The organism is Mesorhizobium sp. WSM4850 (assembly GCF_055811735.1).
In genome coordinates this window covers 1-10603 of record NZ_JBVVPV010000085.1, presented here as the reverse complement: position 1 = coordinate 10603, position 10603 = coordinate 1, and the positions used below count along the sequence as shown (strand labels likewise).

The window sequence follows — 10603 nt, the reverse complement described above, 5'->3', positions numbered from 1 at the left end:
ACCAGCAGGCGGAGGTCGATGCCTTCAACGCCGCGCTGAAAGACTATATCGGTTCCGACGAGATGATGGCGTCGGTCGGCAAATACGGCTACACCAAAGCCACCCTGCCGGACGGCACCAAGACAAGCGAGCTCTGCAAGCCTTGAAGCCGGGCCGGGAATTGCCACCATGCGCCTGACGAGCCTCCCCGGCTTTGCGGCGGGGAGCGCCCGGAGGGAGGCAGGAACATGAGCGAAGCCGCGCTCGGCTTCAGCGTGGCAGCGCTGGCAAAAGGCGTCATGATCACCCTCGTCGTGACCGTCGCGTCATCTCTGGTGGCGATCGTCCTGGGGCTGATCGTTGGCCTGATCCGGATCTCGCCCCTTTGGCCGCTGCGCTGGTTCGGCGTGGCCTATATCGAATTCTTTCGCGGAACGTCGATGCTGGTGCAGGTCTACTGGTGGTTCTTTGTGCTGCCTATCTTCGGGATCGCGTTGTCACCCTGGACCGTCGCAATCTTCGGTATCGGCATGAATGTGTCCGGTTACGGTGCCGAGCTGGTCCGTGCCGCCATCCAGGGCGTCGACCGGGGCCAGTATGAAGCCGGCATCGCGCTCAACTTGCCGCGGCTCACAATGATGCGGCGTATCCTCCTGCCGCAGGCGATCCGCGCCATGCTGCCCGCCTGGGGCAACCTGCTGATCGATCTGCTTAAGAGTACCTCGCTCATCTTCTTCATCACCATTACCGAGCTGACCACCGCCTCCAAGCAGGCAGCCGACGCCACCGGCAACTACCTGCTGTTCTTCGCGGTGGCGCTGTTCGGCTATTACGTCATCGCGCGCGCCCTCATCACGCCCTTGGTGCGCTGGCTGGAACGCCGCTTCTCGCGTGGCTTCGTGCGGGAGGCGCAGGCATGAACATCTGGGACTGGTCCTACGTCTGGGAGGCGTTCCCGTATCTCTATCGGGGGGCGATTGTCACGGTTGAGGCCACGCTGCTCGGCTTCGCGATCGCGCTGGTGCTGGGCCTGGTCTTCGCGCTGATCCGCCAGTCACCGAACCGCTACATCTCCACAGCGATGGCGGAGATCGTGGAGTTCATCCGCTCCACGCCGCTGCTGCTGCAGGTGTTCTTCGTCTATTTTGTCGGACCGCAGTTCGGCATCGTCATCCCTGCCTGGATAGTTGGCATCGGCGTGCTCGGCATCCATTACGCCGCTTATTGCTCGGAGTGCTACCGCGGCGGTATCGAGAATGTGGAAGGGGGGCAATGGGAGGCCTGCACAGCGCTCAACCTGTCGCCGGCGCGGACCTGGCGCGCCATCATCCTCCCGCAGGCGATCCCGCCCATCGTGCCCGGCCTGGGCAACTACTTCATCGGCATGTTCAAGGACACGCCGATCCTGGCAGCCATCGCGATCCTGGAGATGCTGCAGCAGGCGAAGAATTTCGGCGCCAACAACTACCGCTACATCGAGGCGATCACCATGGTCGGCTTCTTCTACCTCGTGTTCAGCCTGGTCGCTTCCGCGATCGTGCAGGCGGTGAGCTTCTGGCTCAACCGCCGCTCCCATCTGCAGTAGGAGGTCCGCCATGAGCGAAACCATAGTCCGCTTGGAGAACGTCACGACGCGCTATAGCGTGCTGGAGGAACTCAAACTAGGCATGGTGCGCAACGAGAAAGTCATGAGCGAACCCATGGTCCGTTTCGAGAACGTCGCAAAGCGCTACGGGACGCTTAGCGTACTGGACGAACTCAATCTCGACATTGCCCGCAACGAGAAGGTGTGCATCATCGGTCCCTCTGGCTCGGGCAAGACCACTGTGCTGCGCATGCTGATGACGCTGGAGCGCATCAACGAGGGGATGATCTGGGTCGACGGGGAGCCGCTCACGCACATGCAGAAGAACGGCCAGATGGTGCCGGCTAGCGAGCGTCATCTGCGGCGCGTACGAGGCAAGATTGGCATGGTGTTCCAGCACTTCAACCTGTTCCCGCACATGACCGCGCTGCAGAACTGCATGGAGGCGCCGATCTCGGTGCTCGGGCTCTCCAAGCAGGAGGCTGAGGCCCGAGCGGCGGAGCTGCTGGATATGGTCGGGCTCGGCGACAAGAAGAACCATTTCCCGATCCAGCTCTCCGGCGGCCAGAAGCAGCGTGTGGCGATCGCCCGGGCGCTGGCCATGCGGCCCAAGGTGATGCTGTTCGACGAGGTGACATCGGCGCTCGATCCGGAGCTTGTCGGGGAAGTGCTCAACGTCATCCGCAAGCTCGGCACAGAGCATGACCTCACCATGCTGATGGTCACGCACCAGATGGGCTTCGCCAAGGAGTTTTCCGACCGCGTCTGCTTCTTTTACGGCGGCAAGATTGCCGAACAGGGCCAACCAGACCAGCTCTTCGGCAATCCGCAGAACGAGCGGACGCGGCAGTTCCTCAGTGCCGTGCTAGAGGCGGGATAGGGGCACGCGGTGTCTTCTCGAACGGGTGAGCGGTGCCTAAGCTTACGCGATCTCCCCACCCGGCTCGCTGCGCGAGCCACCTTCCAAAAGGGATATGCCTGAGGCTTTCCTGCATGAGCGCGACGATCCGCTCCTCGCCCATGCGGTTGCGCCAGCGCGTCATCGGCGAGCGATCGAATGGCGGCGCGTGGCAGAAGAACTCCGCGCCGGCGAGACTGGAAGGAGGGGTCTCCACCCAGCGCTCGAACAGCCACCTTCTGGCAGGTTGAAGGTATGCTCGAGGATCGCCAGCCCCGCCAACAGCCGGGTCGGTAGCAGCGGCATGCCAGGGCCGCCCGAATACACCGCGCCGAAGCGCTGCTCCAGCACAGGCAGTCGATCGCCTGCGCCATCCGCGCCACTTCGTGCTTCATGTTTGATGATCTCATCGGCCTGGATCAGGCCGCGCTTGGTGAGTTCTTGGGTGAAGCGACGGGTGATGCGCTCAAGCTCCTGCGGCGTCCATTCGCGCGGATCGATTTTAACGGCGCTTTTCGACCGCCGAACGGGACATCGACTAGCGAGCATTTGAGCGTCATCAGGGCCGCAAGCGCTTCCACCTCTTCGGCTCGGCATTGGGTGCGAAACGGATACCGCCCTTGACGAGCTCGCAATGTTCACTGTGCACCGAGCGCCAGCCGACAAAGCTGCACATGCGGCCGCGCAGTCTTACACCGAACTGCACCGAATAGGTCGAGTTGCACTGAATAATCCGCTCGGCAAGCCCCTCGGGCAGATCCAGAAACTTCATCGCATGGCGGAAATTCTGGTCAACACTGTTCAGAAAGCTCGTGGCAGAGGCTTCCAGCTGAACCGCCGCGCTTGCAGGGGTCATCGCGGCGCATGCTTCGCCCGCATGAAGGTCTGATACTGTTCCTAAACGCATCAGGATAGCGGCCGGCGGAAGTTGCTCGCCGTCTTCCGAAAGACGAATTGCCGGAGATATCCGCCTTCCACGCCTTCACAAATGGACAGGTCGGTGACAATCCCCGTCTCGAGCACAAGGTCTCACCGTTGAAGGACTTGTGTTCCTTGCCTCGGCAACCACTGTACCCACGCCCGTCTTCGTGTAGAAGCCGGCGATGCCGGCCCCGCCAGCGCGGATGCGCTCGGCCCGCGTTCCCTGAGGATTGAACTCCAATTCCAGTTCGCCGCTAAGGTACTGGCGCATGAACTCGGCGTTCTCGCCAACATAGGACGAGATCACCTTCTTGATCTGCTTCGTCTCCAGCAATAGCCCGAGGCCAAAGTCGTCGACGCCGCAATTGTTCGACGCGATTGTCAGCGCCTTGGTACTCGCATCCCTGATCGCGCCGATCAACAGCTCGGGTATGCCGAAAAGGCCACCGCCCGCAGCAATAAGCATGCCGTCGAACAACAGACCTTCCAACGCAGAACCCGCGTTGCTATAGACCTTATTCATGTAGCTCGCCCAGAGTTGATCAACACTTCATTGTGGAGCGAATCGCCCTATGCGATCGCGCTGGCTCAATTGCCGTTGCGGGCGCGAGTTGCCTCGCAAACTAAGCTCATAAGGCACATCATGTCGGGATGGCTGCCGGTGTGCGAGCGACGCGAGTTATTCCGAGAGCCGAAGATTTATGATCGAGGCCACTCTCTTCAGATCATTATCGTGCCGCCGAACGACGAGTCGACATGGGTAGGCAACGATCTCGAAATACTCCGGCTCGCCGTTGGCCGCTCGAGAAGCGGCACGAGCAAGCCGCTTGCGGACGGATGGCGGGATCTCGGAAGCATCCGGGGCACGTCTACATGGCGCGTGATCACGGCGACACGTTCAGCCGGTCGATGGGAATGCGCGAAAATTGACGGCTTCATTCTTGCGATTGGATGGTGATATGGAACAGGCCTATGTCACCGCTGGTCAGAACCTTGGCAACATTGATGCGGTATTGCCGGCAGCAGATATCTTCGCCAGCACGACTGTTGAGCCGCTTGAAGCGCTGAACATCTTGGCTCCCTTCGCGAAGTGGCTTGAGGTGCGCGCCGAACCTACAACCTTGCCGTCTATTTTTGTTCGCTGGCGCTGCCGATGCATGCCGAAATCGGGCCGCTGTCCGCCTCTCCCGCGACCACGCGGCCAATCGGCCAATCGGAAAGCGTAGACAGGTGACAGCTTCAAGGTGGGGAGCGGCAACTGAGGACCTCATGCGCTCATAACGAATAGGGTCGGATCATAATCTGCACGGGTTTATGCCGGGGTTACGCTTGTCTAGAATGGCTGAATAGAAGTGGCGGAGACTGTTCGATTGGGCCGGGTGAACTTGCAGGCCACCGGCTCTATTCGCACTGAACTCGAACATGAAGCGGAGAACGTAATGAAGGGTGAAAGTGTCACGGTCCGCCGGCTTGCGAAGCGCTACGGATCGGTCACGGCAGTAGAGGATGTGTCTGTTGATGTGAAGCCGGGAGAGTTCCTCTCGCTCCTCGGGCCCTCGGGTTCCGGCAAAACGACCCTCTTGATGATGATCGCGGGCTTCGAGCTTCCGTCTGCGGGTCTCATCGAGATCGGTGCGACCGATGTCACGCATGTTGCTCCCAACAAGCGCAATGTGGGCATGGTCTTCCAAAAATATGCCCTATTCCCCCACATGTCGGTGAACGACAACGTGGCGTTCCCTCTGCGTATGCGAAAAATGGATCGCGCGCAGATCCAGCGGCGGGTGAGCGAGGCGCTCGCCATGGTCCAACTCGACGCCTATGGCAGTCGGATGCCCTCCCAGTTGTCGGGGGGGCAGCAGCAGCGGGTTGCCCTGTCGCGGGCGCTGGTCTTCGAGCCCCCCGTGCTTCTGATGGACGAACCCCTTGGCGCACTCGATAAGAAGCTCCGCGAACAGTTGCAGATCGAGATCAAAACGCTTCAGCAGCGTCTTGGCGTCACTGTCATCTATGTGACCCACGACCAGGAGGAAGCGTTGACCATGTCGGACCGCATCGCGGTCATGGACGACGGCCAAGTCGCCCAGATCGGTAGCCCCGCCAGTCTTTATAGCGAGCCGGCCTCTCCATTCGTCGCAGATTTCATCGGCAAGATGAACTTCCTGCCGGTCGAATATCTGGGATCCGAGAAGGCCGGCCACCAGATCAGGGTCACCGACGCCTCGACTCTCAGCGTAACGCGCTCGCTCAATGGACACGCCCTGGAGCTTTCTCCCGGACTGTCGCTGCGGGCCGCGATCCGGCCGGAGAACATCTCCCTTGCCACACGCGGCTCCGGCGGCCCAGATGCTGTTCCCGGCACGGTGGACACCTCGATCTATCTCGGCACGCACCAGATTCTTCTGGTCAACATCGATGGTTGCAGCGGCCCACCGCTCCATGTCCAGGCCCCCTTAAGCCGGGCCGTGGCGACATTCGCACGCGGCGATGCAGTCGACATCGTGCTCCAAACCAATGCCATTCACCTTTTTTCCGGCGGAGGCGACGGCCAATGAGCAGTCTGGACGCGTCTCCCGTCACTCCCGCCCCCGCGCCACGTTTTGGGCGGCTCTTCGTAGTCACCGGAACCGGCGGCAGATATCCGCCGCTCTTGACGGCTGTGCTGCTGCTGCCCCTCCTTCTGCTCTTGTTCTTTAGCTTTCTATACCCGGTCGGCCGTATGCTGGTCGGCAGCTTGTTCCACCCCGGCTTCACCCTCGACAACTATGTCCGCGTTTTCACCGAGCCGCTTTATCTGAAGGTTCTGCTACGTACGCTCTGGATCGCATTTGCGACGACGGCCGGCGCCTTCGTTCTTGGATATCCGGTTGCCTGTGCCATGGCGCGCGCAGGCGGCAAGCTGACCCTCTGGATTGCAGCCTGCGTCCTGGTCCCACTATGGACCTCGGTTCTTGTGCGCTCCTATGCCTGGATCATCCTGTTGCAGCGTAGGGGCGTCCTCAACGACATCCTCATTGGAACCGGCGTCCTCGATCACCCGCTCAAGCTCATCTATACCGAAGGCGCTGTCTTGCTCGCCATGACACATGTGCTGATACCTATTATGATCCTACCCATCTACAGCTCACTACGCACCATTCCAAAGGAACTGCCCCAGGCCGCAGCAAATCTTGGCGCCGGAGTGTTCACAACATTTCTAAAAGTCACCTTGCCGCTCAGTCTGCCTGGTGTTTTTGCCGGCACATTGATGACCTTCATCCTGGCGCTCGGTTTCTACGTCACGCCAGCCCTCGTGGGCGGGCCCCAAACGCTAATGATGGCGACGTTGATCGGACAGCAGACGACGGTCCTGCTCGACTGGCCTTTCGCTGGCGCGCTGGCGATGCTTCTTCTTATGGTTACATTAGTCCTCACTTTCATGTTCCGCAGGGTCCTGACCAGCTTCGGAGGATTCGGCAATGTCTGAGACCATCGCTTTGAGCCAAGCACGCCCGTATCGTCCTCTCGCGCTCGGCAAGATCGCCGCCGGCTTCCTTGTTGCGCTCATCCTGTTTTTCCTGATTCTGCCCACGATGATCATCATACCGATCTCGCTCGGGAGTGCTCCCTATATTGAGTTTCCGCCCTCGGGGCTGACTCTGCACTGGTACGTCGAGTATTTCAGTGACCCTGACTGGATCGCTGCGACGCTTTTTAGCCTGCGCATCGCCTTCTTCACCACGATTTCTGCCACGATCATCGGGACGCTTGGCGCTGTCGCCCTGGTGCGTGGCGATCTGCCGGGGAAATCACTTGTTCTCGGTTTGGCGCTCAGCCCCCTGATCGTTCCTCACATCATCATCGCGATCGCGCTTTATCTGTTCTTCGCGCCGCTTCGCCTGACGGGGAATTTCTTCGGCTTTCTCTTGGCGCACACCATGCTGACCGTTCCCTATGTGGTCGTTGCCGTCTCGGCGTCGCTTCAGCGCTTCGACCCCATTCTCGAAATGGCGGCCCTCAGCTGCGGGGCCGGACGCGGCCGCACCTTCTTCGAAATCGTCCTGCCGCAAATCACCCCCGGCGTGATCACTGGCGCAGTCTTCGCCTTTATCTCATCGTTCGATGAAGCCACTGTCGCCTTCTTCATCTCTGGGATCGAAGGGAAGACGATCACCAGAAAGCTGTTCGAGGACATAGACTTAAATCTTACCCCAGTCATCGCGGCCGTCTCCACGATCATCGTCGCCATTTCAATCCTGCTGATGGGTACGATACGTCTTGCCCAGAACAGAACAAACTCCTGATCGTCTTCACGGGCCTGCGCGCCGAGGCCGCCGGCCCGTAGCTGAGGTTATATAGCTGAAGGGTGGACTGGAGGGATGCCCTAGCGACCGCGCATTAATCGTCGATCGGATCTCGGGCGCGTCGATGATCTGAGCAGGACCCTCAGATCATAAATCTCCGCCCTAGGGAATAACGCATGTTGATAGCGTCCTGTCTCCCACCTCGACTAGATTGTCGGATGAACCACAGAGGTTTTTCATACCTGCTACCAATAGAGGAGAAAATTATGAACGACACCAGCCCCGATTGGCAGCCCGATCCGATGAGACCCGGCGGGCCGATAATTCCGCGGACTGTGTGGGATTTCGCCCCGTACAACCGCTGGACGTTTCAGCGGCATCGCGAGTTTGTGCCGAGCGCATCAATCTGGCGCGGCCGGGGACCTGTCCTGCAGCTTCCGGAGCGGATCACGGACATCGATGGCATCGAGTTCGAGGTTGCCGGACGGCATTCCACCATCCGCGAGTTTCTGGACAGCAGCTTTACCGACGGATTTCTTGTTCTGCACCACGGCGAGGTCATAGCCGAAAGATATATGAACGGCCTCAAGCCGCACTGTCAGCACCTCGCCATGTCGGTATCGAAGTCGATTACGGCGACGGTGTGCGGCATACTTGTCCACAAGGGTCTCATCGACACAGACAGCCCGGTGACGCGGTATCTGCCGGAACTCGAAGCGACCGCCTATCGCGGCGCCACGGTGCAGCACGTGCTCGACATGTCCACCGGTGTAGCGGTTACTGGACCCTACACGAAGCCTGGCACTCACGCGTACATGATGCAGAGAGCTGCGGGATTGAAACCTCTGGAAACTGCCGACGACCCTCGAACCATGTGGCAGCTCATCCTGCGGCTGACCGAGCAGCAGCATCCGCATGGCGCACTGTTCGACTACCGGTCGACCGAGACCAACGTGCTGGGCTTCATCATGCAGCGTGCAAGCGGGAAGCTGCTCGCGGAGCTCATTAGCACCGAACTGTGGGCGCCGATGGGCGCGGAGGAAGACGCCTATATCACCGTGGACCATGGCGGCTTTGCCGTGGGGAGTGGTTGCTTCAATGCGACGCTTCGTGACTATGCCCGGTTCGCGCTGCTGCTCCTGCGCGGCGGAGCGCTAAACGGGAAGCAGATCGTTCCATCGGAATGGATCGAGGAGACGCGAAGCGGTAATCACCATCCATCTTTGGGCGAGCCGCAATATTACTCGGATACAACTTCTTCAGTGCCGAGCGTGCTGCCAGCAGGTGGTTATCGCAACCAGTTTTGGATTGAGGACCCGGGGCGCCGTGCGCTTATGTGCGGTGGCGCTTTCGGCCAGAAGATCTATATCGACCCGGAAGCCGATTTTGCGGCGGTGAAACTGTCGGCTTGGCCGGAAGCGTCGAACTCGGATCGTTCGGCCGAAACGCTGGCGGCAATCCACGCCATCAGGGATGCGTGCGCATAACCTGCGATGGCGCACTTGCCCAAAACAAAAGCTTCGACGAAGCGATCGGTGGCGTTCTGGGTGGCGCCTGATCTTGGCGAAAGCGTTTCTCAATGGGGCAGTGGCTGGAGTTGAGTGTGCGCCGCTTGATCAGTGCGCCACCCAAGCGCTGGACGGCACGTGTAGTGCCCGTCCTCAATTGCGGGGCGGGCCGCGGACGCGCTCTCTTCGATATGGTCTTGCCGTAGTCACCGATGTGACCACGGCGCAGTCTTTGCTTTTGGTCTCTTTCGATGAGCGATTGTCGCTTTTTCATCTCCGGCATCGGGGAAGACCATAACCGGGAAGCTGTTCGAGGACATCACTTCAAGGGTCGTCCCGGCCTCTCCATGTTATTGATATCCGATCCTGCTGATGGGAACGATACGCTCCGCCCAGAAATAGATCAAAATATGCGACAGGCTCCGCTTGGCCCGTCCTCGCCAGGTGAGTTGCTGGGTATTCCCGCCGATGCGCTGACAGCGTTGCGCGAGCAACAGCAGATGCGCGACCACTGGAGACGCTCTGAGCGCGCCGAATAACAAAATCGGCCCCCTCATAACTGACTGAAAATGCGGGGAACTTTTTAAATTGTAAAGTGAATGCGTTGGGAGCTGAAGTGGCGCGCGTGCGCTGTCATGATACGCAATCTCATAGTGCGTCAAAGATCATCGAACCCCCGAGGAGAACGAAAATGAAAAGCAAACTCATGATTGGCCTTTATGGACTCGCGGCATTGTCGCTCGCATCGTCTGCGGTTCCAGCGACGGCGCAGGATCGCCAAGTCGTCATATCTACCTCTGGCGGCTCCTATGAAAAGACTATTCGCGAATACTGGCTCGACCCCTTCGAGAAGGCCACCGGGATCAAGGTTGTCGTGGTTCCGACCAGCAGCAACGATGAAGGGCGCGCCAAGGTGGAGGCCATGATCAAATCCGGCAACGTTACGTGGGACATCTTCACAGAAGAAGATATATCAGCCGAGGCACCGGATCACTTGACGAGGGCAGACGACCTTTCAGACTTCTGCATGCAATTCAAGGATCGCTCGGATCTGCTCGGCGCCTGCAATGCCGCAGGGATCCTTTCCCTCCGTGGCGCGACATTGATTGCCTACAACGAGGAGAACTTCCCCAATGGCGGGCCGACCACGTGGCAGCAGTTCTGGGACACCAAGCGTTTTCCCGGTGCCCGCGCCATGCCCGCGGGGGCGGACGCTGTCACGCAGATGACGGCGGCTCTTTTGGCCGATGGCGTGCCCAGGGACAAGCTCTATCCGATGGACGTGGACCGCGGCTTTAAGAAGCTCGACGAGTTGCGCGCCGATGTCACGACGTGGTTTACGACCGGCGACCAGATGGTTCAAGGTTTCCGCAATGGTGAATATGACGCCGGAATCTTGTATATGACCCGCACCACAGCGCTAAAAAAA

Annotated in this window: 10 protein-coding genes and 3 pseudogenes; 10 read left to right on the top strand and 3 right to left on the bottom strand. The window is 59.9% G+C overall.

Translation table 11 applies throughout. The features are described 5' to 3' along the window. Positions 1-227 precede the first annotated feature (227 nt). The 3 genes from ehuC to ehuA all read left to right on the top strand — a co-directional run bounded on the left by ehuC (position 228) and on the right by ehuA (position 2444). A complete protein-coding gene (gene ehuC, locus AC0L2Z_RS34105; RefSeq protein ID WP_473630479.1) occupies positions 228-899 on the top strand; it encodes an ectoine/hydroxyectoine ABC transporter permease subunit EhuC in 672 nt (223 codons plus the stop codon). Then, complete coding sequence (gene ehuD, locus AC0L2Z_RS34100) at positions 896-1564, top strand: ectoine/hydroxyectoine ABC transporter permease subunit EhuD (RefSeq protein ID WP_473630478.1); 669 nt, start codon at positions 896-898, stop codon at positions 1562-1564. Before ehuC ends, ehuD begins: the two co-directional genes overlap by 4 nt. Positions 1565-1667: 103 nt before the next feature. Next, complete coding sequence (gene ehuA / locus AC0L2Z_RS34095; RefSeq protein ID WP_473630481.1) at positions 1668-2444, top strand: ectoine/hydroxyectoine ABC transporter ATP-binding protein EhuA; 777 nt, start codon at positions 1668-1670, stop codon at positions 2442-2444. Between the two features lie 100 nt (positions 2445-2544). On the opposite strand, the pseudogene AC0L2Z_RS34090 reads toward ehuA, so the two are convergent. The 3 pseudogenes from AC0L2Z_RS34090 to AC0L2Z_RS34080 form a co-directional block, all read right to left on the bottom strand. Then, a pseudogene (locus tag AC0L2Z_RS34090) lies at positions 2545-2860 on the bottom strand (transposase); the annotation flags it as partial. Positions 2861-2881: 21 nt separating this feature from the next. Next, positions 2882-3138 (bottom strand): annotated as a pseudogene (locus AC0L2Z_RS34085) (Glu/Leu/Phe/Val dehydrogenase dimerization domain-containing protein). Positions 3139-3377: 239 nt separating this feature from the next. Continuing rightward, positions 3378-3906: pseudogene (locus AC0L2Z_RS34080) on the bottom strand (CoA transferase subunit A); the annotation flags it as partial. A 436-nt stretch (positions 3907-4342) separates the two neighbouring features. Between AC0L2Z_RS34080 and AC0L2Z_RS34075 the strand changes: the two are divergent. The 7 genes from AC0L2Z_RS34075 to AC0L2Z_RS34045 all read left to right on the top strand — a co-directional run. Continuing rightward, on the top strand, positions 4343-4609 hold the full coding sequence (locus tag AC0L2Z_RS34075) for a hypothetical protein (protein WP_473630477.1): 267 nt from the start codon (positions 4343-4345) through the stop codon (positions 4607-4609). Positions 4610-4822: 213 nt separating this feature from the next. Beyond that, positions 4823-5938 (top strand): ABC transporter ATP-binding protein, encoded by a 1116-nt coding sequence (locus tag AC0L2Z_RS34070; RefSeq protein WP_473630480.1) that lies wholly within the window; start codon positions 4823-4825, stop codon positions 5936-5938. Continuing rightward, positions 5935-6849, top strand: coding sequence for an ABC transporter permease (locus tag AC0L2Z_RS34065; RefSeq protein ID WP_473630476.1), 915 nt, complete (start codon positions 5935-5937; stop codon positions 6847-6849). Before AC0L2Z_RS34070 ends, AC0L2Z_RS34065 begins: the two co-directional genes overlap by 4 nt. Beyond that, on the top strand, positions 6842-7666 hold the full coding sequence (locus AC0L2Z_RS34060; protein WP_473630475.1) for an ABC transporter permease: 825 nt from the start codon (positions 6842-6844) through the stop codon (positions 7664-7666). The genes AC0L2Z_RS34065 and AC0L2Z_RS34060 overlap by 8 nt, the downstream gene beginning before the upstream one ends. Before the next feature lie 266 nt (positions 7667-7932). Next, positions 7933-9153 (top strand): serine hydrolase domain-containing protein, encoded by a 1221-nt coding sequence (locus AC0L2Z_RS34055; protein WP_473630474.1) that lies wholly within the window; start codon positions 7933-7935, stop codon positions 9151-9153. A 272-nt stretch (positions 9154-9425) separates the two neighbouring features. After that, positions 9426-9713 carry a hypothetical protein gene (locus AC0L2Z_RS34050; RefSeq protein WP_473630473.1) on the top strand — a complete coding sequence of 96 codons (288 nt, stop codon included), beginning with the start codon at positions 9426-9428 and terminating at the stop codon, positions 9711-9713. A gap of 152 nt (positions 9714-9865) precedes the next feature. Further along, the coding region (locus AC0L2Z_RS34045; RefSeq protein ID WP_473630472.1) for an extracellular solute-binding protein at positions 9866-10603 on the top strand (738 nt) is incomplete at its 3' end.